General features: G+C 55.0%; 18 protein-coding genes and 1 tRNA gene. 17 read left to right on the forward strand and 2 right to left on the reverse strand.

Annotated features, from left to right (window positions below; genetic code table 11):
• Nucleotides 1-33: 33 nt before the first annotated feature.
• From TRESADRAFT_RS06495 to TRESADRAFT_RS06565, 15 genes are all read left to right on the forward strand, one after another.
• Entirely contained in the window at nt 34-399 is a 366-nt protein-coding gene (locus TRESADRAFT_RS06495; protein WP_002704005.1) for an ATP synthase subunit C, read from the forward strand.
• Nucleotides 400-418: 19 nt separating this feature from the next.
• Entirely contained in the window at nt 419-751 is a 333-nt protein-coding gene (locus TRESADRAFT_RS06500; RefSeq protein ID WP_002704006.1) for a V-type ATP synthase subunit F, read from the forward strand.
• Nucleotides 752-819: 68 nt separating this feature from the next.
• The gene (locus tag TRESADRAFT_RS06505; RefSeq protein WP_002704007.1) at nt 820-1,455 is read left to right on the forward strand and encodes a V-type ATP synthase subunit E family protein; all 636 of its coding nucleotides are present in this window, start codon (nt 820-822) and stop codon (nt 1,453-1,455) included.
• Nucleotides 1,452-3,218, forward strand: a complete 1,767-nt coding sequence (locus tag TRESADRAFT_RS06510; RefSeq protein ID WP_002704009.1) for a V-type ATP synthase subunit A — start codon at nt 1,452-1,454, stop codon at nt 3,216-3,218. Before TRESADRAFT_RS06505 ends, TRESADRAFT_RS06510 begins: the two co-directional genes overlap by 4 nt.
• 201 nt (nt 3,219-3,419) lie before the next feature.
• A complete protein-coding gene (locus tag TRESADRAFT_RS06515) occupies nt 3,420-5,510 on the forward strand; it encodes an adenylate/guanylate cyclase domain-containing protein (RefSeq protein WP_141607225.1) in 2,091 nt (696 codons plus the stop codon).
• Nucleotides 5,476-8,400 carry a FecR family protein gene (locus TRESADRAFT_RS06520; protein ID WP_002704013.1) on the forward strand — a complete coding sequence of 975 codons (2,925 nt, stop codon included), beginning with the start codon at nt 5,476-5,478 and terminating at the stop codon, nt 8,398-8,400. The genes TRESADRAFT_RS06515 and TRESADRAFT_RS06520 overlap by 35 nt, the downstream gene beginning before the upstream one ends.
• Nucleotides 8,390-9,706, forward strand: a complete 1,317-nt coding sequence (locus tag TRESADRAFT_RS06525) for a hypothetical protein (protein WP_002704016.1) — start codon at nt 8,390-8,392, stop codon at nt 9,704-9,706. Before TRESADRAFT_RS06520 ends, TRESADRAFT_RS06525 begins: the two co-directional genes overlap by 11 nt.
• Before the next feature lie 21 nt (nt 9,707-9,727).
• The gene (locus TRESADRAFT_RS06530; RefSeq protein WP_002704019.1) at nt 9,728-11,686 is read left to right on the forward strand and encodes a hypothetical protein; all 1,959 of its coding nucleotides are present in this window, start codon (nt 9,728-9,730) and stop codon (nt 11,684-11,686) included.
• A gap of 12 nt (nt 11,687-11,698) precedes the next feature.
• Nucleotides 11,699-13,516 (forward strand): hypothetical protein, encoded by a 1,818-nt coding sequence (locus TRESADRAFT_RS06535; RefSeq protein ID WP_002704021.1) that lies wholly within the window; start codon nt 11,699-11,701, stop codon nt 13,514-13,516.
• 125 nt (nt 13,517-13,641) lie between these two features.
• On the forward strand, nt 13,642-15,018 hold the full coding sequence (locus TRESADRAFT_RS06540) for a V-type ATP synthase subunit B (protein WP_002704023.1): 1,377 nt from the start codon (nt 13,642-13,644) through the stop codon (nt 15,016-15,018).
• Nucleotides 15,019-15,200: 182 nt separating this feature from the next.
• A tRNA-Val gene (locus TRESADRAFT_RS06545) sits at nt 15,201-15,274 on the forward strand.
• Nucleotides 15,275-15,466: 192 nt separating this feature from the next.
• The gene (gene bioB, locus TRESADRAFT_RS06550; RefSeq protein WP_002704025.1) at nt 15,467-16,480 is read left to right on the forward strand and encodes a biotin synthase BioB; all 1,014 of its coding nucleotides are present in this window, start codon (nt 15,467-15,469) and stop codon (nt 16,478-16,480) included.
• A gap of 45 nt (nt 16,481-16,525) precedes the next feature.
• Nucleotides 16,526-16,912, forward strand: coding sequence for a 6-carboxytetrahydropterin synthase QueD (gene queD / locus TRESADRAFT_RS06555; protein WP_002704027.1), 387 nt, complete (start codon nt 16,526-16,528; stop codon nt 16,910-16,912).
• Nucleotides 16,913-16,966: 54 nt separating this feature from the next.
• On the forward strand, nt 16,967-18,571 hold the full coding sequence (gene cimA / locus TRESADRAFT_RS06560; RefSeq protein ID WP_002704029.1) for a citramalate synthase: 1,605 nt from the start codon (nt 16,967-16,969) through the stop codon (nt 18,569-18,571).
• Between the two features lie 142 nt (nt 18,572-18,713).
• Nucleotides 18,714-19,022: a hypothetical protein gene (locus TRESADRAFT_RS06565; protein ID WP_002704031.1), complete on the forward strand. Its 309-nt coding sequence runs from the start codon at nt 18,714-18,716 to the stop codon at nt 19,020-19,022.
• A gap of 146 nt (nt 19,023-19,168) precedes the next feature.
• Here TRESADRAFT_RS06565 and pyrE read toward each other — a convergent pair whose 3' ends face one another.
• Together pyrE and TRESADRAFT_RS06575 are read right to left on the reverse strand one after the other, a co-directional pair.
• Nucleotides 19,169-19,855, reverse strand: coding sequence for an orotate phosphoribosyltransferase (gene pyrE, locus TRESADRAFT_RS06570; protein WP_002704033.1), 687 nt, complete (start codon nt 19,853-19,855; stop codon nt 19,169-19,171).
• Between the two features lie 91 nt (nt 19,856-19,946).
• Nucleotides 19,947-21,368, reverse strand: coding sequence for a lyase family protein (locus TRESADRAFT_RS06575; RefSeq protein WP_002704036.1), 1,422 nt, complete (start codon nt 21,366-21,368; stop codon nt 19,947-19,949).
• Nucleotides 21,369-21,540: 172 nt separating this feature from the next.
• Here TRESADRAFT_RS06575 and TRESADRAFT_RS15070 point away from each other — a divergent pair, with 172 nt between their 5' ends.
• Together TRESADRAFT_RS15070 and TRESADRAFT_RS06585 are read left to right on the forward strand one after the other, a co-directional pair.
• Nucleotides 21,541-23,955, forward strand: coding sequence for an AIPR family protein (locus TRESADRAFT_RS15070; protein WP_002704038.1), 2,415 nt, complete (start codon nt 21,541-21,543; stop codon nt 23,953-23,955).
• Nucleotides 23,956-24,208: 253 nt separating this feature from the next.
• Nucleotides 24,209-25,381, forward strand: coding sequence for a type III PLP-dependent enzyme (locus TRESADRAFT_RS06585; RefSeq protein ID WP_002704040.1), 1,173 nt, complete (start codon nt 24,209-24,211; stop codon nt 25,379-25,381).
• Nucleotides 25,382-25,722: the final 341 nt, after the last annotated feature.

A 25,722-nucleotide genomic window follows, 5' to 3' on the forward strand; every position in this document is an offset into this window, starting at 1 on the left:
ACGGGGCGTCAAAAAATTTTGTGAGGTGACAAAATGAATAAAAAGGTCCTTTCAGTCGTAGCTGCGCTCATCTGTTTTGCAGTCGCAGGAGCATTCGCCGCGTCAAACGGTGAGGCTGTGGAGAATGAGGCGCAGGCAGTCGAGACGGTCGTTCAGACGAAGAACGCTCCCGAGGCTGCTCCTTCTGACAGCGGTGCGGTAAAGTATATCGCGGCGGGGCTTGCGGTCGGCCTTGCTTGTATCGCAGGCGGACTCGCGGTCGGAAAAATCGGTGCGGCGGCAATGGGCGCGATGAGCGAGAACGCGGAGCTTTCCGGAAAGGCGCTTCCGTTCGTTGGTCTTGCCGAAGGAATCTGTCTGTGGGGATTCCTTGTGGCCCTGCTTATCATAATCCTGTAAAGCGGGGAGCTGGGGAACTTTGGAATACTTTGTGATTGGCGAGCGCGAGATTGTTCTCGCGTTCAAGCTCGTTGGTGTTGATGGGAGCGTTGCCGTCAATAGGACTGAGGCGCTCGATTCGTTCAACAGGATTACCGGGCGTGGCGGAACTGCGTCCGTGCCTGTCGATGAGCGTCCCAAAGTTCTGATTCTGACGGAGGAGGTGTCCTCCATGCTTGAGGATGAGGTTCTCGATTGGCAGAAAAGGGCGCAATATCCTCTTGTCGTTGAGGTTCCGGGCCTTCAGGGGCATCTTGAGGGGCGAAAGTCCCTTACCGATGCCATCCGTGAGGCCGTCGGAATTCAAGTCTAGGAAAGGTGGCGTTTTCCCGTGGGAAAAAGGAACCTTTTAATTGATTTTCTTTGGGAAGTGAGCATTTTATGGAAGAACTGAGATCTACCGAGATTCTTGACAAGGAGATAGAGTCCGATGCAAGGAAGAAGGCCGAGAAAATCCTGAAAAACGCGGACGCTGAGTGCGGGCGCATCCTGTCCGATGTCGAGAACCGTGTCAAGGAGGCCGCATCCCAGAAGGCTGAATTCTACAAATCGAAAATCGAGCAGTTCAGGAAGAATGTCGAGGCGGCTGTTCCTCTTGAGAAGGAGCGCTTCCTCGTCGATTTCTATGCGAAATCGGTTTCAGCCGCGTTGAACGACTATCTCCGGTCCATCGGGGCGGAGAGACGTTTGTCTTTGATTGGAAAATCGCTCGAAAAGAAGTTGACCGTCGTTTCGGGAAAGAAGATACATGCGTTTGTGTTCGGAATCGGCAGGGATTCTGCATCCGCGCTTTTGGAGAAGTCGGGCGTGTCGCTCAGCTCTGTCGCCGATATTTCGTTCGGGGAGTCGGGCGAGGAGCCTGCCCTCGGAAACGAAATCCACGAGGGGATTATCCTTGAGAGCGAGGACAAATCCGTGCGCGTTCGCCTTACAATCGATCAGATTGTGCGGGAACTTCTTGATTCCCGTTCTATGGAACTTGCCACGACGTTGTTCGGAGGAGCATTGCCAGAATGAGCGCAATAAAAGGAAAAATTACGAGAATTTCCGGTCCTATTGTGTATGCCGAGGGACTGGACGGCTGCGGCTTGTACGACGTGGTTGATGTTGGCGACAAAAAAATCATCGGGGAGATAATCCGCCAGAACGAAGGAATGGCGACGATACAGGTCTACGAGGATGATACCGGCATGAAGATTGGCGAGGAGGTCGTATCGAACGGTCGTCCTCTGTCGCTGCGGCTTGGCCCCGGGCTTGTCGGAACGATTTACGATGGAATCCAGCGTCCGTTGGAGTCGATGTACGAGAATTCCGGCGCGTTCCTCGTTCCGGGCGAGCGTACGGAGCCTATCGACGAGAAGAAGAAGTGGGCGTTTGACGCGAAGGAAGGAATCGCCGAGGGATGCGCGATAGAGCCGGGCATGGTTCTCGGAACCGTGCAGGAAACGGCGTCGATTCTCCACAAGATTATGGTTCCGCCGCTTATCCGCGGAAAGACGCTCAAGACGTTCGCGGGTTCCGGCGAATACACCGTTGACGACGTTATCGGGACGACCGAATTCGGCGAGGAGCTGAAGCTTTCCCATTATTGGCCGTTGCGCCGCCCCCGTCCGTTCTCGAAGAAGCTCACGGTCAGCCAGCCGCTTGTGACGGGGCAGCGCGTCATCGACGTTTTCTTCCCGCTTTCCAAAGGTGGCACTGCCGCGATTCCGGGCGGATTCGGAACGGGAAAGACGATGACGCAGCACGCGATCGCAAAATGGTGCGACGCCGATTTGATTGTGTACATCGGATGCGGCGAACGCGGAAACGAGATGACGGACGTTCTGACGGAATTCCCGACCCTTATCGACCCGCGCACGGGACGCTCGCTCATGGAACGAACGATTCTCATCGCCAACACGTCGAATATGCCGGTCGCGGCGCGCGAGGTTTCTCTTTATTCTGGAATAACGCTCGCCGAGTATTACCGCGATATGGGAATGCACGTCGCGATAATGGCAGACTCGACGTCGAGGTGGGCGGAGGCATTGCGCGAGCTTTCCGGACGAATGGAGGAGATGCCCGCCGAGGAAGGATTCCCCGCGTATCTTCCGACGAGGCTTGCTGAATTCTACGAGAGGGCGGGGCGCGTCACCTCTCTTTGCGGCGAGGAAGGTTCTGTTTCCGTAATCGGTGCGGTCTCGCCTCCGGGCGGCGACTTTTCCGAGCCTGTAACGCAGCACACGAAGCGCTTTATCCGCTGTTTCTGGGCGCTAGACAGGGAACTGGCGAACGCGCGCCATTATCCTGCAATCGGCTGGATTGAAAGCTATTCTGAATACGCCGACGAAATCCGCGAATGGTGGGACAAACTCGACCCGCGCTGGGCCGAGGTCAGGCTTTCGGCGCTCGAGCTTCTCAAGAACGAGCAGCGCCTCCAGCAGATTGTCCGCCTTATCGGTCCCGATGCTCTTCCCGAGGAGAAGCGCATTATCCTGACCGTCGCGGAGATGATAAAGAACGGGTTCCTGCAGCAGTCGGCGTTCGATGCCGTCGACGTGTATTCCGTTCCGGAGAAGCAGATTCAGATTCTTCTTCTCATAATGAATTTCTACGAGCGGGGAATCGCCGCGATAAAGGCGGGCACGCCGCTTTCGAAAGTCGTGTCGCTTCCTGTCAAGGACGAGATTGTCCGCCTCAAGTCTTCCGTCCCGAACGACAAGCTTGAGATGATACACGAAGTCCAGCTTCATCTTGACGAGCAAATGGGAAACCTTGAGCGCTCATACAGAAGATAACCTATGATAAGGCGCGCCGAAAAATACTCGGCGCGCTTTTTTTTGCGGACGGGCTTCCCATGCAGAAATAGAGATGAGACTCAAAAAAAATAAAGGAAAGAAAGGGGCTTATTTTACCGATACTATTATGATTTTCTTATATTTTTTTTAGATTTATTTAAATGGTTTTTTTGTATGAAGAAAAGTGAAAAAGTTGATGAAATGAAAGTAAAAAAGCCGATAGGCGTAACTTTGGCCGCAATATTCGGCATCGTCGTCCTCGTCTCGCTCGGCGTCGAGACGTTCATATCAAGCTACTTGATGGGGCAGGACGTCCAGATAACGGCGGAGAACAACAACCTGTCGCTGAACACGCGCGCGGCGGGAACGGTGGAGGACAAATTCCAGACGATACGCTCGAACGTCTTCCAGCTCCTCGATTTGCTCGGCGTTGTCGGCGGAACGAGGACTGCTGCAATTGCGCGGCAGACGGAGACGTTCTTCTTCGAGCGCAACACCGACATCGCGTGCGTCTACGTTCTTTCTCCGGAAAGCGCAAATTCCGTGAGCGCGGGCGACCAGAGAATCCTGAACAACCAGTTTTTCATATCCAACGAGCTTGATTCGGCGGTCGTCGATAAGTTCGTCTCCCTCAACGCCTCCGTCCTTGCGCGCTCGTGCGGCGGCGAGACAATCGCCGTGAACGCGTCCCCCGTGTTCGGGATTCCCGCGATGTCCCTTTTCTTTCCGTGGAAGGAGAACGGCCGCGACCAGTCGTGCGTCGTCATTTTCTCCATAGAAAGCCTTTCCGATATACTCGGGACGAAATCCGAGAACACGACGTTCCTCATAAACGATTCCGACGAGCTTCTGAGCCATCCTGAAAGCGAGCGCATCATTGCCGGGGAAAGCTTCAGGAACTACGAGCTTGTCAGGATGATGCGGCAGAACAACGAGAACAACGACGATTCCCGTCAGGTGCTTTTCGAGATTGGCGGCGACGGGAAGCCTTCCGAGCATTGGTTCGGCGCGTACGAGAAAATTTCGATTGCCGATATCGTCGTCCTCACCGTCGTCTCGCGCGACGTCATAATGGGCGCGGTCAACAAGACGTTCCGCAACAATATATTCCTCATGGGCGTCGTCTTTTTCCTCACGCTTATAATCGCACTGACGTACTCGAAATTCGGGATTGCGAACCCGCTGAAGAAGCTTTCCATCGCGACAAGCGACATCCAGAAGGGCGAATTCGATTCCAAGTCAATCGACTGGCTGAACACGAGGCGGAAGGATGAGATTGGCGTCCTGAACCGCGGTATGGTTGACGAGCGCCAGTTCCTGAACACGTTCGCGAAATTCACGAACAAGGGCGTCGCGAAGGCAATCGCCCGCAAGGAAATAGACTTCGAGCCGCACCTCAAGGACATCACGATTTTCTTCTCCGACATCCGCGGCTTCACGGCAATTTCCGACGGTTTCAAAAACAGGTTCGGGAACGATTCCCCGCGCGAGATAATCGGGTTCCTGAACGATTACATGAGCCGCATGGTCGAGTGCATCACGCTGAGCCACGGCAACGTCGACAAATTCGAGGGCGACGCTATCATGGCTGTATGGGGAATCCTCCGCGACGACAGCCTTGCGTTCGAGGAGCTGCCCGACGGTTCCCCCGAGAAAGAGAATCTCCGCCGCATCCACGAGGAGCACGCGCGCGAGGACGCGTACAACGCCATCCGCGGGACGATTGCGATGAGGTATTCGCTCATGAAATACAACAAGGATGCCGTCGCGTTCACGAAGGCGCATGAGAACGAGCCGCTCGCGAAATACAAGCCGCACATACGAATCGGCTGCGGTCTGAATTCCGGGCGCGCCACAGCCGGCATCATGGGAAGCGAGGACAAGATGGAGTACACCGCAATCGGCGACGCCGTCAACTTCGCGTCGAGGACGGAAAGCTCGAACAAGCCGTGCGGAACGGACATTCTGATAACGGAAGACACATACGCGCTTCTCCGCGAGCAGATTGAGTCCGGCGAAATCGTCGTCGAGAGAATCCCCGTTGAATTCGAGGTGAAGGGAAAGGGCGCGCAGCATTTTTACGGGGTGGTGAACCTGCCGCAGTTCGACATCGAGGAATTTTTCCGCCAGGCGAACCCGGATTTCGTCGCCGACGAGGAGTGCATGAGGGCTGTCGGCAAAAACGGGCCGAAAACGCTGAACGAGGTTCGGACTCTGCTCGGCATTCCGATTCCGGATTTTGAGAAGGTGAATTTGAATGAAGAAGAGAACAAAATCCAGGTCAAGCAGTAGCCTCTCGCAGTATAGGAGCGTCTCGTCGGCGTTCCTTATTGCCGTTCTTGTCTGCCTCGCGGGCGCGTCGTCGAGTTTTATGCTGTTCACGCGCAGCTTTTTTGAGACTCTTTCGAAGCACGAGGCTCCGATTGCGACGATATCGTTCAAATACAAGACGGCGCAGCGGAAATTCATCGACGTTGCCGTTTGGGACAGGCTCAAGCAGAAATCCGACCTTTACAACGGCGACACCATCCACACGTCGAATTTGTCGCAGGCGACGATAACGTTCATCGACGGAAACGAGATGGTTCTTGCCGACAACACGATGGCGCAGATATTCCTCCTTCCCGAAAGCTTCTCCGCGTCAGTCCTGAGCGGTTCCGCATACGTCGAGACTGCCGAGTCTGCCGGGTTCGTCCTTGAGTCGTCCGGAAAAAAAGTCGCGCTCGAGACGAACAGCGCCGTGAACATCGAGAAAGGCGCCGGCGGCGACATGATGCAGGTGTATTCGGGCGGCGCGTCGATTTCCGATGAAAGCGGGACGTTCATGAGCGTGGGCGAAGGCTCTGTCGTCTCCGTCGGCGGCTCCGCGCCCGATGCATCCGCACCCAGGCTCAGCGTGGAGAATCCGCGCCCGAACCAGAATTATCTTTACCATTCCGAGGGCGCGACAATCATTCCGTTCAAGGCGAAATTCTCGAATGTCGAGGCGATGACGAAATTCGTCCTTGAAATATCGTGCGACAAGAATTTTTCGACGGTCGTCGAGCGGAAGGAATTCCTCGCGCTTGAAATCGACAGCCTTTCCGTCTCGCTCGGCGGCGGCATCTATTATTGGCGGATTTCCCCGGCTGATGAGGGCGGCTCATACAGCTCCGTCACGGTCTCTGGAAAAATCCGCGTCATACAGTCTATTCCGCCCGTGCTTCTCGCGCCGGCGGACGGGTATACGTTCAATTACAGGAAACGCCTTCCCGCGGTCAGGATGATATGGTCGGAATCGGCGGCGGCTTCGTCGTACAGGCTCACGGTGTCGAAATCCGCCGACTTCTCATCCCCCGTCGTCGAGATGCGCTCCTCGACTCCGTCGTGCATCATCTCGACGCTTTCCGAGGGAACGTATTACTGGAAGGCGGAGCCGTTCTATTCCGTCAACAAAATCGGCTTCTCCTCGTCGTCTGAGACGGGCGTTTTCAGAATCGAGCAGAAAGGCGCGCTTCCTGCCCCATCTCTCTACATCCCGACGGACGGCTCGATTATCGATTCCGGAACGGACGCGAAAAGCACGCTTTTTTCGTGGAGATTCGAGAACGAGGCGGTGAAATACAAAATCGAATTCTTCAAGGGCGATTCCTCCGTCGCGGAGCGCACCGAATACGCGACGGACAACTTCATTTCGGTGAACGGTTCCGAATTCGCGCAGGGAAAATGGTCGTGGCGCGTCTGCCAGGTCGACAACGAGAACAACGAGTCGGCGCCGTCGCAGAAATCAGCCTTCTACTCGATGGCAGGGAAGCCGGAGCTTAAGGTGATTGAGCCGGCCGACAAATACAGCGTTTCCGAATCCCTCGTGCGCGATATGGTTTTCACGTGGAAGAAAGTCGTCCCGAACGGCGTCTCGACGGAGATGGAGATTGCTGCCGATTCCGGGTTCAGCAACATCGTGAAGGTCGTTCCTGCCGACGGATATTCTGCGGTGGGCATATCGCTCGACACGGGCGCGTATTTCTGGCGCATCCGCGCGCATTCTCCGGACGGGGACTTCGAACTTTCGACTCCCCCGCGGCAATTCTCCGTGATAGGAAATCTCGACGCGTCGACGCTCATCGACCCTGTCGGACGGGCGGTCGCGCGCGATACGCAGCCGTATTCGTTCAAATGGGACGAGGTTGACGGCGCGGACTACTACAAATTCTCGCTCAGGCGCATCGGCGACGGAAAAATCCTCTACGAGGACACGGTGTTCGACACGTCGCTCGACATCGATATGTATTTCGGGGAGCATTTCATCGACAAGGAATCGTACCATTGGGAAGTTCAGGCAAAGGCGAATGCTGTTCCCGGCGTCGTCAGCCGCCGCAGCGGAAAACTTGCCGAGGCGAATTTCCAGCTCGTCAAGCTCAAGCCGGTCGAAATCACGTCCCCGCGTCAGAACAGCGTCATCAACGGCGTCGACGCGACGCTAAAAAAGGTGCAGATATCGTGGACGGCCGTCGATGAGGTCGCCGAGTCGCAGATTGTCGTCTCCCGCGTGGAGGCGGACAGAAGCCGCCGCGTCGTTTACAAGAATCCGACGGACAAGGAGCGCGCAGCAGGAAAACTCAGGACGCTCAAGAGCATCCTGATGGAGAATCCCGACATAAAGCGGGGCGGAAACTACGAGGTAATCGTCTACGCGAAGACGGTGGACGGAATAGACATCTCGAACACGGACGACAAGAGAATCGGGCGTTTCCGGATTCTTCCCGTCGAGCCGCTTCCCGCCGCGGAGAACCTGGGCGTACATCCGAATGTGTTCGGGCTTGAATACCTCAAGAACCGCAATAACCCGAGAAAAATACGCCTCGACTGGAATGCCGTTGAAAATGCCACCGATTATGTTATCCTCGTAAAGGATGCTCGCGGCAGGCTTGTCCTCAAAACGGAGGTCGAGGGAAAGAATTCATACGAAATAAACTGGCTCAATCTCGTCCGTGCGCATCAGGGCTCGTTCTCGATGAGCGAGCTTTATAACGGGACGTTCTCCTGGTCGGTCGAGGCAGTCCGCCGCGTCGATTTGGACGGAGACGGGGAGAACGAGACAGTCCTTCAGCCCGGCAGCGTCGTGGATTCGTCATTTGTCGTCGAGATACCGGACGTGAATCCTGTCAGCGGAAAAGGAGCGAGGAATCCTTATGGAAATTAGAACCGCATTTTTTTTGGGCGCAGTTCTTCTCCTTTTCTCCAATCCTTTCGCCTTCGGGCAGAATCAGCCCGATTTCGCGCTTCCGTCGGAGGAGACGTCGTCCGACGGAGAGAGCGGCGACGAATTTGAGATAGAGGACGATTTAACAGTCGAAAGCTCATGGCAGGAGCTGGTTTGGGACGAGCTGGATTCCGACAGCATCCTCCGCTACGATATCGTCATAGAAGGGTTCGACGAGAAAAATTCGGAATGGACGGCGGTGCGGACAATCAACACGGACGGCAACGAGACTCGCCTGATGATTGAGCCGAAGCTTTCCGCCGGAAAGTACCGGTACAAGGTCGTTTCTTACAATCTGATTGGCTTTCCGTCCGCCGAGTCGGGGTGGAACGAATTCGACATCTACAAATCGTTCAAGCCGCAAATCCGTTCCGTCTCCACCGCGGTGAACAGAAGCTCCACGATATACCTTGAGGAGTACAACGACGGAATCCTGAACGTCAACGGGCGGAATTTGTTCGGCACGAAGGACGCGAACCCGTTCAACTACACGAGCTATTTTCTCGTCGGCACCACGGGAAAGAACAGGCTCGTCATCGTGCCGGAGCTTCTCGAGAACAGCAGCGACAACAGGAAGATAAAAGTCCACTTCGACATGGACAAAATCGACGTGGGGACGTTCAATTTCGTGGCGACAGACGCGAGCGGGCGGTCGAGCGTCCTCAACGACGACAACAGGATTTCCGTGAAGTTCAAGAAGCCGGTCGATATCGACGTTTCGGGCGGATATGCTGTCCCGATGAATTTGTTCGACGATACGCTTCCGTTTTATCTCGACACGAAAATATGGCCTGAAAGCCTCCGCGCGAAAGTTTCGCTTCTTCCATTCAAGCGCAGATGGGGGTATATTGGTGTTGGTGCTTCCGCGTTCTACATGCGCATACGGACTGAATTCGACAATTATGAGATTGACGGGAACATGTACGCCGCGCATCTGAATTTCACTTTTCAGAAGCCGATTTTCCGCAAGGTGGGCGAGTACATGCGCAAGCATTTCATGACCGTCGAAGCGCGTGGAGGCATCGGCATGACTTCTTTCGCGAACGTGCTGTTCCATTTCCCGCACGGAATCGATTCGGAGCCGCTCAACAGCTCGAATCTCAGTTTCGATGTCGGCGCGGGCGTGCAGGTGTATTTGATGGGGCGGCTTTTCCTTGAGCTGGACGCGGATTTCGTCGTCGCCCTTGTTCCTGATATGAGCCTCGGGATGCTCGTCCCGAGCGTGTCTGTCGGATGGCAGTTCTGATTTTTTTTCGGGAGGGAATGTATGGTTCGGAATGCTCTCGTCGTTTTTGTTCCGTTGCTGGCGCTTGTTTTTCAGTCGTGCGGATTTCGGGAGCCTGTAAAGGAATTCTTCAAGGAATACACGGAGACGGCTTCAATCGAGGCCCATGCGATAAATCTCGACGACGTTCCCGTCGACAAGGACGGCTACAAGTGCATTCCGTCGGCGAATATGACGTCGATTTCATTCTTCATGAGAAACCCGCAGAACTACATCATCAACTTCGATTATAAGATGGATGACGAAAACGTGCAGAGCGTCTCGCAGGGCGACGGGTATTTCGTCATGAGACAGGAAAGCGCCGACCTTACCGTCATGGACCTTTCCCTTGCCGTCGATTTTCTCCGCGAAATCGATTGTGGCGGAAACCTTTCCTCATCTATTTCCCTGACCGAGTCGAAAACGCTCCGAGTGTTCGACCCGTATTATTTTTCGTTGCGGTGCAATTCTGTCCCGGAGCCAGTCAGGAATCTTACCGTCCTCCAGAACAATTCGACGAACACATACGTTCTCGCGATGAACATGCCCGACATGAGCGGAATCCACCGCGACATAAAAAAGATAACGATTGACGGCGAGTCGTTCGACGTCAGCCTTTCTTCTTCTCCGTCTCCGTCCGACACCGGGCTTCCGGAACGGTTCCTCACGGAGTTCGACGATTCGTCATGGGGAAGCGGTGCGAACGGAATCTCGTTCAGCGGGAGGGACGGCGAGCGCGCGGTGTATTTCCAGACGGACAAGGAATTCCAGACCGATGAATATTTTTTCGATGTCACGGTCGAGGATGAGGCGGGGCTTTCCGTGTCGTCCAAGGTTTCCGACCATTCCAAGCAGCTTTCCGACGTCGTTTTCGAGGCGGACGACCTTTCCACGCTTGAGACGGACGATTACGGATACGCGCACATACTTGTCGACGCGCCGACGGAGACGGTTGACGGCTCGCCTGTTTCCGATGTCACCGTCTATTGGCGGCTGTACGATGCGGGCGGGAACCTGAAAACGCAGGGAAGCGGAATCGGGAAGGCTGATATCAGTGTCGCGACGGGAAAATGGAGAATCGAGACATGGGCGCACAAAGTCGGCTACATCGATTCGGCGACGGTTTTCAGCGATGTGTCGGCTTCCGGATATCTGTTCGTCAAGCCGTCGTTCGAGGGTATTTCAGACGGAAGCAGGATGTATCCGTACACGACGTTCGAGGATGCCGTGAATGCTGTCGTCTCCGCGAACCTCGATTACCTGCGCGTCGAAATCCTTGAGGATGTCGAGCTTGCCGAGGAATTCCGCGTGGAGCCGTTCAATGCGGAGATACGTGCGCACGGAGCATTGACGCTTTCCGGAACAATCCGCATTTCCGGCGGACATTATCTCGTCGTGAATTCCGACATACTGCTCGGCGAGATACAGATGGAGGAAGGCGCGCTCATAAAGACGCGCGGCGTCGGTGCGTCTGGGGATGTTGTCGCGAACGTCGTTTACAATGGCGACCTCGTCGAGGATTCCGTTCTTATGGAAGGAGTCGATTCGGATGTGACGCAGGAGCTTGCCGACCGGTTCCTCCTCAAAAACAGGGGATACTACATCAAATCGCTCGATGTGGGCGGCGTGCTCAAGGGCGTCGTCGGCGTGAGCGGCGTCAAGGTCAAGGTCGATACGGCGGAAGGCGCGTACACGGTCTCCGTTACGGGGCTTGACGCGGCGGAGGCAGGAAGCACGCTTTCAGTTTCGTCAATTGCGGATTTTGAGGGCAATGATGTCGATGTGTCGCGCGTCACGAAGATGAAGGTCTACGCCGACGGAATTCTCGTCAAGGAATCGAACGGAAGCAGCATCGTTCTCGACTTGGAATACACAGGCGCGTACAAATACACGCTCGAGGTCATATTCTCCGACAGGAATATTGAAGTGTCGGCGCAGTTCCCGTTCGAGATTCATGAGTGACAGGAGGAGATTATGGGAAAACAGTTCGTGTTCGGTTCAGTGTTGTCTAGGATTCTTCTTGTCGTTGCGGTGATTTTTCTTTCGGCATCGTGCTCCGACATCGGGGAAAGCGCCGGCGCCTCCCGCGTTGAGGTGTTCGTCTCGTCGCAGACGGCGCGCTCCGCCTTTCCCGTCCTTGACGGAATCGACGTGTCGTATGAGGTCACGGCGACGAACGGCACCCGCACGGAAATATCGACCGAGCCGACGGAAAACGGCGCGTACCAGCTCGGGATTGAGAGCGGCGAATGGAGCATCGATATAATCGGAAAAAGGCAGGACAGCGGCGAAGCGATTCTTCACGGGAGCGACACGATTTCCGTTCCCGCGACAGGATACTACAGCAAGACGATTCCCGTCGTGTTCTTCCAGTCCGGCACGGGAAGCGGAAGCGTGAGCCTCACGGTCGATGCCTCCGCGGTTTCGGCTTATTCAATGGGAAAACTCGTAATCGACGGCATTGGCGAACAACAAGAGCTTGTTCCCTCTGGCGGAGTGTATTCGCTGCTGCTTGATTCCGTTAGCTCCGGCGATTATCCCGTTACGATGAAGTTTTTTTCCGTTTCGGGCGAATTCCTCTTCATAATTCCGGAGCGGATAAGCGTACGGCAGAACATGATGACCGAAAAATGGTTCAAAAACGGAGGCGAGCCGTACATCAGCACCACGTCATTCGTCCTGAGCGACTCCGTGATAAAGGAAATCATCAGCACGCAGTTCTTTGTGAAAGGAAATGGCGGCTCTCTTTCTGCGTCGGCGTCGGATTCGGGGAGCGGAAACTGGAAGGAGCCTTTTGAGTCGCTGGATGCGGCGGTAAAACGCGCGGAGATTCTTGGCGCGGAAAACTACACGGTTTTCATCGACGGAACAGTTTCCGGCGGGGGAACAATATCGTATGGCAACGCAAAAATCTGCGCGTATCCCGGAACGTCCGCTTGCGGAATATCGGGCGGAATAACGGTTACGGCTTCAGGCGGCGACGTTTCATTCTCCGGAATTTCGATTACGGGCGGCTCTTCCGGCGGAATTTCCGTTCCTGAAACGTCCGGTGCCGAAAAAATATCGCTTTCGTCGGTCTCCGTAAAAGACAACGAGGGGTTCGGGATAAACATATCCAACGGCGCGGAGCTGTGCATGTCAGGCGCTGTCACCGTCTCCGGAAACTGGTATTCTGACGGAAGCAAAAGAATCGAAAAGAACGTTGTCCTTCCCGCGGGCGGAACGATAAAAATCGCGGGAGAGCTTTCATCGTCATCAGAAAAAATCGGAATCACGCTTGATGAAAGCGACGGGCCTTCTGCCGAAAGCTCATATGTTTTTACGGACGGATTCTCGGCGAACGCGGGCACGTCCGCAAAACCGTGGTCCGTTTTCAAAAGCGACAACGGAAAATTCACCGTCGTCTGGAACGACGATTCGTCCGAGGGCGCGTTCACGAAAAACGGCGGCGGAATCAACGCCCAGTCCGACAAAATCGAGATTTTGCTGACGGATGCTTCGGGGAACGAGCTTTCTTCATCCGAAATCAACGAGGGCGATACGGTTTCCGCAAAAGCCGAAATCGACGGGGATGAAGTCGAATCCGGCGTCACGTGGTCCATGAAAATTCTTTTCCACGGTTCCGAGGTGAAATCCGTTTCGGAAAATTCGATATCGTTCGATTCTCTGAAATACGATTCTTCGACCGCTTTCGATTTTGCCGACGGGAATGTGTTCCAGCTTCTTGTCATCGCGACCTACAACGAAAAAGATTTCTCCGTTACGAAAGAATTCACGGTCACGCAGCCGTAGCGGAATGCCCGGTTTCGGCGCGTCTGTCCGGCATCTTGCCTTTTCCGGATATGATGTTTCCGAACAGTTTTATTGAAAAATCGGCTCTTTGAGGATATTCTTGGAATGGCGAGGATTATAGAAATATGAAAGGTGTTGAATACAAGGGATTGTCTTCTGTCGATGGACCGATTGTCGTGGTGAAACGGAGCGAGGATGTTTCTTACAACGAGATTGTCTATGTGCGCGACAAATTCGGCGAGAAAAAGACAGGGCGGGTCATAGACCTTAACACGGAAACTGCCGTCGTTCAGATTTTCGGCTCGACGACGGGGCTTGATTTGAACGACACTACGGTTGAATTCCTGGACGAGCCGATGGAGCTCCGCGTTGGCGAGGGGCTGCTCGGCCGCATATTCAACGGTCTTGGCGAGCCGATTGACGGCCTTCCTCCGATTGTGTCTTCCACGAAAATCGACGTCAACGGAATGCCGATAAATCCGTATGCGCGCGTTTATCCGAGGGATTTCATTCAGACGGGAATCTCTTCCATTGACGGTATGAACACGCTGATTCGCGGTCAGAAGCTTCCGATTTTTTCGGGGAACGGCCTCCCGCACAACAAGCTTGCCGCCCAGATTATCCGCCAGGCAAAAATCCGCAATTCGGACGAGCAGTTCGTCATGGTTTTCGCGGGAATGGGAATCAAATACGACCAGGCGCAGTTCTTCATAAAATCGTTTGAGGAATCGGGCGTTTTGTCCAAGGTCGTCATGTTCCAGTCGCTCGCCGATTCTCCCTCAATCGAAAGAATCATCACTCCGCGCTGCGCTCTGACGGCGGCGGAATATCTGGCGTACGAGAAGAACATGCACGTTCTTGTCGTGATGACGGACATGACGAATTATTGCGAGGCGTTGCGCGAGATTTCGACGACGAGAGGCGAGGTTCCCGGAAGAAAGGGCTATCCGGGCTATCTGTATTCGAATCTTGCCGAGCTTTACGAGCGCGCGGGAAAGATTAAGGGTGCGACCGGCTCAATCACGCAGATTCCGATTCTTTCCATGCCGAACGACGATATCTCGCACCCGATTCCCGACCTTACGGGGTACATCACCGAGGGACAGATTGTCCTTGACCGCGAGCTTTCCCAGAAAGGCGTCTATCCGCCTGTCTCGGGGCTTCCGAGCCTGAGCCGCCTTATGAAGGACGGAATCGGCGACGGCATGACGCGCGAAGACCATTCCGCGGTTTCGAGCCAGCTTTTTGCCGCGTATTCGAAAGTTAAGTCGATACGAAACCTCGCGGCGATTATCGGCGAGGAGGAGCTCGGAAAGGAGGACAGAATGTACCTCCGGTTCGGCGACGCGCTTGAGGGGCAGTTCTTCACGCAGGGCGAGTACGAGAACCGCTCGATTGAGGAGACGCTCGACCTCGGCTGGAAGCTGCTCAAGATTCTTCCGCAGAACGAGCTGTACCGAATAAAGCCGGAGCTTATCGAAAAATACATGCCCAAGGACTGATGCACACGAATCCCGTTTTTTTGCGCGATGCAGGAAGACGGGATTTTTTTTGCCGATTTTCTCTCAAAAAAAATCACTTTTTTTTGTATTTTTTTTGAAAAGCCGTTGACACAAATTTTTTAAATCGATATATTATACACATCACTTGCGAATAACGCGAGCGATAAACAAAAATAAAAAATGCGGGGTTAGCTCAGTTGGTTAGAGCATCACGTTGACATCGTGGGGGTCAGTAGTTCGAGTCTACTATTCCGCAACTTAATAGGTTCCGAAAATCGGAACCTATTTTTTTTGTCCGCGTAGATTTTTCATTTTTGCCGCTGATGCGTTGACCCCTTCGTTTCTTTCTTCATTCTTCTTGCCGGCTTTCAATCGGATTATTTTTAATAGTCAACTTTACTAAAATGAAATACAGGTTTACTATTCTGTGCAAAAAAGAGGTGCAAAAATGGATTTGATGAAATTGGCGGATGAGATAATCGGCGGGAGAAGACTTTCCGAAAACGACGACCTTTCGTTTTTCGTGACGTGCGGCATCGACGAGCTTTGCGAGGGGGCGGACAAAATACGCGGGGAATTCTGCGGCGACAGGGTCGATTTATGCTCGATAATCAGCGGGAGAAGCGGGCTTTGCCCGGAAAACTGCAAGTATTGCGCGCAGAGCGTCCATAGCAAGACGGATTGTGCCGTTCATCCCTTTCTTCGCGAGGACGAGATTGTGGAGGCGGCGCGGCGCAACCAGGAGGAGGGCGTCGACAGGTTCGCAATAGTCACGGCGGGGCGCGCGCTTTCGGGGGAGGAATTCGAGAGGGCGGTTGCCTGCTACGAGCGGATGAAGCGCGAGCTGAAGATAGGGCTGTGCGCTTCGATGGGGTTCCTCACGCGGGAGCAGTTCCGGCGGCTGAAAAATGCGGGCGTGACGAGCATTCACAACAACATCGAGACGTCGAGACGGTTCTTCCCGAACATCTGCACGACGCACACGTTCGACATGAAAATCGCTACGATAAGGACGGCGCAGGAGGAGGGGCTTGCGGTCTGCTCCGGCGGCATCATCGGGCTTGGCGAGACGTTCGCGGACAGAATCGACATGGCGCTGACTCTTTCCGGGCTTGGAATCCGCTCGATACCGATAAACGCGCTCATGGCGATTCCGGGAACCCCGCTTGAGGGGCAGAAGCCGCTCTGCGAGGACGAGATAATCCGCACGCTCGCGATGTTCCGCTTCGTAAATCCGGAGGCGAACATCCGCCTTGCCGCGGGACGACGGCTCATTTCCGGAAACGGCCGGCGCGCGTTCGAGTCGGGGTGCAGCGCGTCGATAACGGGAAACATGCTCACGACAACGGGAAGCACCATTCAAGCGGATATCGCGATGCTCGAATCCATGGGGCGGAAGGTCGGGCGGGGGAGCGGCTCGTCGTGCGCGCCGTCGTGCTGCCCGTGCTCTGGCAGAAAATAGCCGGGATACTCAACGAAACGATTGCATTCTGCTATAATCTCCGCCATGTTCGAGGTACGGGTCAACACTGATTTCGCGGCGGCGCACTTCCTCCGCGACTACAACGGGAAGTGCGAGAATCTGCACGGTCACAATTACAAAGTCTATGCGCATGTCCGCGGGAATGCGCTTAACGAGGGCGGGATGCTCCTCGATTTCACGGAGCTCAAGCGTGCCCTAAAGTCTGTATGCGCGCGGCTCGACCACACCAATCTGAACGACATGGAGGTCTTCGACCAGAATCCGAGCGCGGAGAGAATTGCGAAATTCATCTTCGACTCGATTCTGGCGATGATTCCGTCGCTGGTGAAAACGGACGGGGACAAGGCATTTTTGCAGGCGGTCGATGTTTTTGAGACGGACACGAACCGCGCCCGTTATTCCGTAGATTGAATTTGCGCCATCGGTTCCGGCGGTTTGGGACTGAAATCAATTGGGGAAAATCAAATGAAAAAAATCGACATATTCGACTCGACGCTCCGCGACGGCTCGCAGGGCGAGGGGATAAGCTATTCCGTTCAGGACAAACTGAACATCGTCCGCGCCCTCGACGAGCTGGGCGTCTCGTTCATCGAGGCGGGAAATCCCGGCTCGAATCCGAAGGACATGGAATTTTTTCAGGAGGCGAAGAAGCTCACGCTCGCGAATTCGAAGCTCGTGGCGTTCGGCTCGACAAGGCGGAAGGATTTGTCCTGCCGCGAGGACGCGAACCTCCAGAGCCTCCTTTCCGCGGGCACCGAGTGGGTCTGCATTTTCGGAAAGGCCTGGGATTTTCAGGTGACTGACATTCTGCACGCGACGCTCGACGAGAACGTCGAGATGATTCGCGACACCGTGTCGTATCTTGTCGGCGAAGGGCGCAAAGTCGTCTTCGATGCGGAGCATTTCTTCACGGGATACGCCGCGAATGCTGAATACGCGCTCCGCTGCCTCGGCGCTGCCGTCGATGGCGGGGCGGAATGCCTCTGCCTCTGCGAGACGAAAGGCGGCGCCATGCCGATGGAATGCTACAACGCGACGAAAACGGTTGTCGAGAAGTTCGGCAAGAACCCCGGCGGAATTTCCGTCGGAATCCACACGCACAACGATTCGGGGCTTGCCGTGGCGAACTCGCTCCTTGCAGTCGAGGCTGGCGCGACGCACGTGCAGGGCGTCCTTCTCGGGTTCGGCGAGCGCACCGGAAACGCGAACCTTTCGACGATAATCGCGGATTTGCAGCTCAAGCTCGGCTGCTCGTGCATTCCCGAGGATTCGCTCAGGAACCTCACGCCGATATGCAAGCGCGTCGCCGAAATCACCAACATCGCGCTCAATCCCGGAATGCCCTACGTCGGCTCGAGCGCGTTCGCGCACAAGGCGGGAATGCACATCGACGCGGTCATAAAGAACCCGTTCGCGTACGAGCACGTGGAGCCTGACAGAGTGGGGAACGAGCGCGTGTTCCTGATGAGCGAGGTCGCCGGGCGCAGCATGATTATCGAGAAGGTGCAGAAATTCGACAAGTCGATAACGAAATCAAGCCCCGTCGTCCAGGAAATCGTCACGCGCGTGAAGGAGCTTGAGCACGACGGCTACCAGTTCGAGGGCGCGGACGCAAGCTTCGAGATTCTCGTGCGGAAATCAATCGGAAAATACCAGCCGTTCTTCAACCTGCATTACTATAAGACGAGCGGCGAATTCCCGCGTTTTGCCGACGGCCAGTGCGCGTTCTGCCAGGTGAAGCTCGACGTCGACGGAAATGTCGTCGTCACGGCGGGTGAGGGCGACGGCCCCGTCAACGCGATGGACGTGGCGCTCAGGAAGGCGCTCGAGGAATTCTACCCGAACGTCGGGCAGATTCACCTCACCGACTACAAAGTCCGCGTCCTTGACGGAAAGAGCGCCACCGCGTCGAAGGTGCGCGTCCTCATCGAGTCGAGCGACGGAAGCAGCACGTGGACGACGATGGGCGTTTCCTCCGACGTCATGGAGGCAAGCTACATAGCTCTCGTCGATTCGTTCGAGTACAAGCTGATAAAAGATTTGGAGCGGAAATTCTCCAAGATTCTGTGATTAAGGGCCGCCGGGAAGATGTTTCCGGCGGCTTTTTTTTGCGGGCGAAATCGGCGCCAATATTGAAAATGGCTTGATTTTTTCGGGGGGGGGTGGTATATTTCTTCCTCGTGGATTTTCACGAATCTATGAGGAGTTTTTTATGAAGAAGAAGATTCTTGCAGGACTCGCCGCGGCTGCTGCTGCCATCGCGTTCTCTGCTTGTACATCTGTGGTTCCTGTTCAGGGAAACAACCAGCTTCCTGCGAACGGCTACAAAATCCTTGGCCGCGTTACGACGAAGACCAGCTCGACACAGTCGGGATACACGAAGCTTCTTGCCGAGGCTCAGAAGCAGTATCCGGGCGCTGACGACGTTGTGAACATCCTCGTCGACAAAAAGACGACGATTTTCCTTATTTTCGTCTTCCAGACATACGAGATGTCTGCGCTCGCGGTCGATTACGACTGATTTTCCCTTTCCGGTAATTCCCGGAAAGCGTTTCGCGTCCCGTTTGGGGCGCGTTTTTTTTGTGCCCGGAAAATCGTTCCGCAAAAAAAAACACCTGCCGGGGATTTCCCTCGGGCAGGTGCCTGCGCGTCTTTTCGCGGGAAGCGCTACTTCGCGCCGTACTCCGCGTAGTATTTGTCGATTTCCGCCTTGATTTCGTCGGTGATTATTTTCCTGTCGCCGTTCGTGTGGAGCGCGTCGATGACGTCCTTCATCGAGACGATTGCACGCGCGGGGAATCCGTATTTTTCCGAGATGACCTCAAGCGCAGCCTTGTCCGAATCGGGTGCCTTCTCCATCCTGTTGAGCGAGACGATTTCGCCGACGATTTTGATTCCGCCGGGAACCGTTTCCTGCGCCTTGATTTTCGGGTATGTTTCCTCGATTGACTTTCCGCTCGTGGTGACGTCCTCGATAATCACGACGCGGTCACCGTCCTTGAGCTGGTAGCCGAGAAGCCCGCCCTTGTCCGCGCCGTGGTCCTTCGCTTCCTTCCTGTCCGCGCAGTATTTGATTTCCTTTCCGAACAGCTCCGAATATGCGACGGCAGTGACGACGGCGAGGGGGATTCCCTTGTACGCCGGCCCGAAAAACGCGTCGATTTCGTCGCCGAAGTTGTCGTGGATTGCCTTCGCGTAGAATTCGCCGAGCCGTTTGAGCTGGCTTCCAGTGACGTATGCGCCCGCGTTCATGAAGAAGGGCGACTGCCTTCCGCTTTTGAGCGTGAACGAGCCGAATTTGAGAACTCCGCATTCGACCATGAAATCTATGAATTCTTTCTTGTAGTCTTCCATATTTTCCTGTTTTCCGTTTCGATTCCTGAAAATGGCGGATGATGCGCGCGCCGGAATCCTTTCGCGAAAGAAATGCCGGCGCGCGGTGCGCCTATTTCATCAGCTCAGCGTATTTCTGTGCGAGACGCGCTGATTTCTTCGCCGCAAGACCGCAGTAGTTCGCCGGATTCTCGAAGAACGACGCGGGGTTCTCTACGCCGAGCTTCTCAAGCTGCGCCGTGATGTCCGCGAATTCCTTCTCGTGCGTCTTCAAGACCTCGAAGAACGATTTGCCGCTCTTCTCCGCCTCGAGCGTGATTTTCCTGATGACCTCGTGGCCGTCGTTGTAGCCAGCCTCGCCGAGGAGGATGTACGCCGGCTCGGCAAGGACGCCGCCCTTGACCTTTCCGCCCGCGCCCGCGAGGTTCCTCGCCATTCCGTCCTTGTCCGCCTGCAGCCCCGAGACGACGCTGTTCATGCGCGCCACCGCCATCGTGAAGCCGGAAACGTAGTCGGAGATGAAGCGCTGGCTCGCGCTGTTCGTCAAATCGCGCTGGTGCTCGGAAATCTGGTCCATGTAGAACGTGATTACGCGCGGGCACATCGCCTTCCACAGCGACTTGACGTGCTCGCTGTTCCACGGGTTGCGCTTCTGCGGCATGGTGGACGAGCCGACCTGCGTCGACGCGAAATATTCGAAAACCTCGCCGATTTCGCTCCGCTGGAGGTTCCTGAGGTCGTCAGCGAGGTTCGCGATGATTCCGAACGCGACGTTCATCTCCAGGAGGAGGCGGAGGACGTGCTCCGGCTCGACAAGCTGGTTCGAGTACTCGCTCGGCTTCAATCCCAGAAAACCTGTGTAGATGCGCTCAAGCTCCTCGGGATCCTTCACAATCATCGACGGACCGTTGTACGAGCCGACGGGGCCGGCAAGTTTTCCGACCAAATCGTCGGAAAGCTGCTCGATTTTGAGGATTGACTTTCCGAGTCTCGCCACGAATTCCGCAATCGACCAGCCGAACGTGATGGGGACGGCGTGCTGGCCGTGGGTGCGCCCGACCTGCGGCGTCGCAGCCTCGCGCTCGGCGATTGTGCAGAGATGCTTCTCGAGCGTCTTGAGCTCGGGGAGGACGACGTTCTTCGTCACGTCGCGCATGCGGCATGAGAGCGCGGTGTCGAGGATGTCAACGCTCGTCGCGCCCAGATGGATGAGCGGTCCGATTTCCGCGCTGACCTTCGTCTTCATCACGTTGACGAGCGCGCGGATGTTGTGCTTCGTCTTCTCTTCCTCGGCGTAGACTTCCTCGGGGTCGATGTTCTCGGCGACAGAGTCGAGCGTCGCGGCGATTTCGTCGGTGAGCGTGCCGCGGACCTTGAGGTGTGCTTTCACGAGGGCGGATTCGCATCTCGCGCAGGAGCGGATGGACGCCTGCTCGGAGATGTACCTAGAGAGCGATTCGAACGCCGCCTTCTCGGAAAGCGAGTAGCGGTGGTCGATGCAGGAGAGGTTCTCAAAAATATTTCGTGTTTCCATGCGCGGAAGTATACCGGATTGCGCCGGTTTGTTCACCGTTCGCGGCGTTTTCAAAAAAGTTGCCGGCGACTTTGCGGGATTTATCAAATATAATAAACTTGAGCGGCAGTTTGGTTGCCTGGCAATTTTGCTGCTTTCGTTTAAAAATGTTTGTTTTTACAGAGGTCGAAGCATGGAGAATGATTTTTTTAAAGTCGCATATGTTGCCCAGAAATACGGGCTGGAATTGAAATATAAAATAAGGGAAAAATTCGAGGGCGATTTGCTTGGATATCTGGCAAGAATCTACGAGAAAAATTCCTCGGCGTTCATCGTGTACAGCGATTTCGCTTTCGTTTGCCTTGATTTTCATGACATTGACGGAAACATTCTCTACGCCTTCTTCACGAAGAACAGATATCCCGACAAGCAGCCGTGGTTTTTGTCGGACATAAAGACAGAGGATGAAATAGCTGAATTGTGCAGCCCGTCAGGCTCCTCCTCGGACGGCGACGACGGCGCGGATAAAAGTTCGCGCGGAAAGCGGCGCATCGTCCAGCGCGTCGTGACGGTGTTCGAGGACAAAACCCTGCGGACAAATACATCGGTGAAGGCTCTTGTCGACAAATACAGAAAGGAGCATTCCGGGGGCGGTGAGAAGGACGGCGTTGTCTTTGAGCGGATGCTCATCCAGGCAATCATCGAAAACGACTCCCCGAACAGCATAAACAACGATGAGTCGCTGCTCGACGCAATCTGCGTGGACGATTACTACGATTCCGGGATAGACGGCATCTGCATCCGCGTGAACGGGCACATCGTCACGAACAAGAAGCTGCTGGATTTCATCATCGCAAGCGACAAGGGAATCCGCTCCGCCGAGATTATACTCATCCAGTCCAAGTGCAAGGACTCGTTCGACCTCAAGGAAATCAGCGTGTTCATCATGGGAATCCAGAATTTCTTGGACAGGGAGTCCACCAGAAAGCTCAATCCGAAAATTCTCGCCTGGTTCGACATCAAAAACGACATCCTTGCGCGTCCCGAGGATTGGACCGAGCTTACGCACATCGAGGTCCGCCCGTTCTATGTGGCGGCGAACGCGAAATGGACGAATTCGAGCGAGGTGCTCGGCTCCTTCGAGACGCTCAGGAAGGCAGCCGAGCGCATGGAGAACGGAATCTACAGCATATCGTCCCCCGTGTTCGTTGACGAGGAGCGCGTGCTCAAGCTCTCTGCGAACGATAACGAGACTTTTTCCGTCCGCATAAAGCTCAACGGGACGCCGCTCCAGCTTTCCGGGGACGAGGCTGTCATGGGCTGCGCCGCCATGATAAACGCGACGGAGCTTCTCAAAATCCTCACCGACGAGACGACCGGAAATTTGAAGAGGGGGCTTTTCGAGGAGAACGTTCGGGACTATCAGGGAAACACGGGCGTGAACCTTTCCATAAAAGAGACGATACGAACGGCTCCCGAAAGCTTCATTTTGAGGAACAACGGAATCACGATTCTCTCGAACAGGCTGGAGTATCCGACCCTGGATTCCGTGCGCATCACGAACCCGCAGATTGTTAACGGCTGCCAGACCTGCTCCGTCATCTACTACGCCCACAAGGAGGGGCTGGACATCTCGAATGTGAAGGTTTTCGCCCGCATCATCAGCACGAACGACTCCGAGACGATAAATTCGATTGTAAGCGCGAACAACAACCAGAACATGGTCCACGACATGATTAACGAAATCACCAAGTCGTACCACAAGAAGCTTGAGGTGTTCTTCCGCAACTTCGAGGACACGAGCGAGCAGCGGCACGTCTACTACGAGCGCCGCTCCAAGTCGCTCGCCGGGGAGAACATCTGCGCCTACCAGAAATGCTCGTTCAAGACGCTTTTGCAGAGCGCCGTCGCGGTGTGGTTCGATTCCCCGTTCGATGCGATGGCTTCCGAATACCAGCTTCTTCCGCTGTACCGGGACAGGGTTTTCTCCGACAACCACAGCGAAATCTGCTATTACGCGAGCGCGAGCCTCTACTCGGCATTCGAGCGGCTCATCTATCAGGGCAAGCTCGATTCGAAATTCCGCAGCGCAAAGTCGTATGCCTGCTATCTCGTCAAGGAATCGCTCGGCTCCGGAACGGTCAGCATGAACGACACCAAGAAATCGGTCTCGCTTTCCCGGTCGATTCTGTCGCTTTGCAAGCGGGACGCTGAGCTGGAGGACGAGTTCAACGACGCGCTGCTGGTGTTCGAGAAGGCGGAGGAGCTGTTCACGAAGGCAAACGGCGGAAAGAGGATGGGAGATTTCCTCAGCAGCCATAAAATCATGTCGTACCTGCGCGATGCAAAAAAGGCGCTCGGGGTGCGCACGGAGGAGAAGTCGGACGAAAACAATACGGGCACTTATTCGGGGCGGATTGCCAGAATCGGCAGGGACCGCTACGGCAGGTACTATCTTTTCATCACGCGCAGCACCGGGACGGTGTTCGCCCACGAATCGTACAGCGAGTCTGTTTCCTTCGCATGTCTTCAGAACGGGCAGAACGTCGTCTATGAGCTTGGCCCGGATGCGAACGGCAAGGAGGTCGCGAAGAACGTCCGTGCGTGACGCGCGCGGGAGATTTGTGTCATTTTTGTCAAAAACTTTTGAAAAAAGCATAGACCGTAAAAAGCATTTGCTTTATGATTCGAATTTATGCGTGGAACCTTGGGTTCCGAGATTCTCGCACAAGTGAAAAAAGGGACGAATGGGTTCGGCGGAAAAAGCGGCTGCTGCCGGACTGGGAAACAAAATCTTTCACTTTTAATCGTGCCGCCTGTGGACGGGCGGCTCATTATCAACTAAAAAGGTGGTTTGGGACATGTTCAATCGTTCTGACTACATTTCCGATTCCGAGTGGAATCGTTTCTTGGAGTTCTCAAAGGATTTGGAGACTCCGAATGTTGTTATCAATCTCCATCAGATTAAGTACAACTTCATCAAGCTGCGCGACTCCTTCCCTTTCGCGCACATCTATTACGCCGTCAAGGCGTGCCCGGGCGAGCCTGTCCTCCGCCTTCTCAACGAGCTTGGGTCGAATTTCGACATCGCATCGCGCTATGAGCTTGACCGCGTGCTTTCGCTCGGCATAACGGGGGATCGCATTTCGTACGGCAATACCATCAAGAAGGCGAGAGACATCGAGTATTTCTATCAGAACGGCGTGCGCATGTTCGCAACCGACTCAAAGGACGACCTCAGGAACATAGCGAAATTCGCGCCGGGCTCGCGGATTTTCGTTCGTATGCTCGTCGAGGCGGGGCAGAGCGCCGACTGGCCGCTTTCCCGCAAATTCGGATGCCATCCCGACATGGCGTACGACCTTCTCGTTCAGGCGAAGGAGCTGGGGCTGACTCCCTACGGCGTCTCGTTCCATGTAGGCTCTCAGCAGCGCGACATCGGAATCTGGAACGAGGCTATCGCGAAGGCGACATACCTTTTCTCTTCGCTAGAGGAGGAGGAAGGAATAAAGCTTTCGATGATTAACATGGGCGGCGGTTTCCCGGCGCACTACATTCAGCCGACGAACCCGCTTTCCGATTACGCTTCGGAAATCACGCGCTACCTTCACGACGATTTCGGCGACGAGATTCCGATGATTGTCCTTGAGCCGGGGCGCTCCCTTGTCGGCGACTGCGGAATCCTCACGAGCGAGGTCGTCCTCATCTCACGCAAGAACAACACCGCGCTCCAGCGATGGGTCTATCAGGATTCGGGAAAATTCAACGGCCTTGTCGAGACGATGGACGAGTCTATAAAATATCCCGTCATCTCCGAGAAGGACGGCCCGGGTGAGAAAGAGGGCGAGGTCATCCTTGCCGGCCCGACGTGCGACAGCGCCGACATCATGTACGAGAACATCAAATACAAGCTTCCGCTCTCGCTCAAAGCCGGCGACAAGCTCTACTGGCTTTCGACGGGCGCATACACCGGAACGTATGCCAGCGTCGAGTTCAACGGTTTCCCGCCGATAAAAACGTATTACATGGAATAGCATTTTCCGCATGATTCCTTCATCCCGCATTCCAAAGCGAAGTGCGGGATTTTTTTATGCGCGCATTCTGCTTTATGAAGCGCGCTCCATGCTGGAGCAAAAATAGCTTTGAAAATTTGTCGCTTGCAGAACAATTTCTAGGCCGAATGTCGAGTTTTGCTATTTTTGTAATTCGGCTCCGCTCTAATGGGAACGGCATTCCCGCTCTAATGGGAGCGTCGTTCCTGCTCTAATGGGAACGGCATTCCCGCTCTAATGGAAGTGGCGTTCCTGCTCTAATGGGAGCGTCGTTCCTGCTCTAATGGGAACGGCATTCCCGCTCTAATGGGAACGGCATTCCT

It is taken from the genome of Treponema saccharophilum DSM 2985 (genome assembly GCF_000255555.1).
In the GTDB taxonomy this organism is placed as follows: Bacteria; Spirochaetota; Spirochaetia; order Treponematales; family Treponemataceae; genus Treponema_D; species Treponema_D saccharophilum.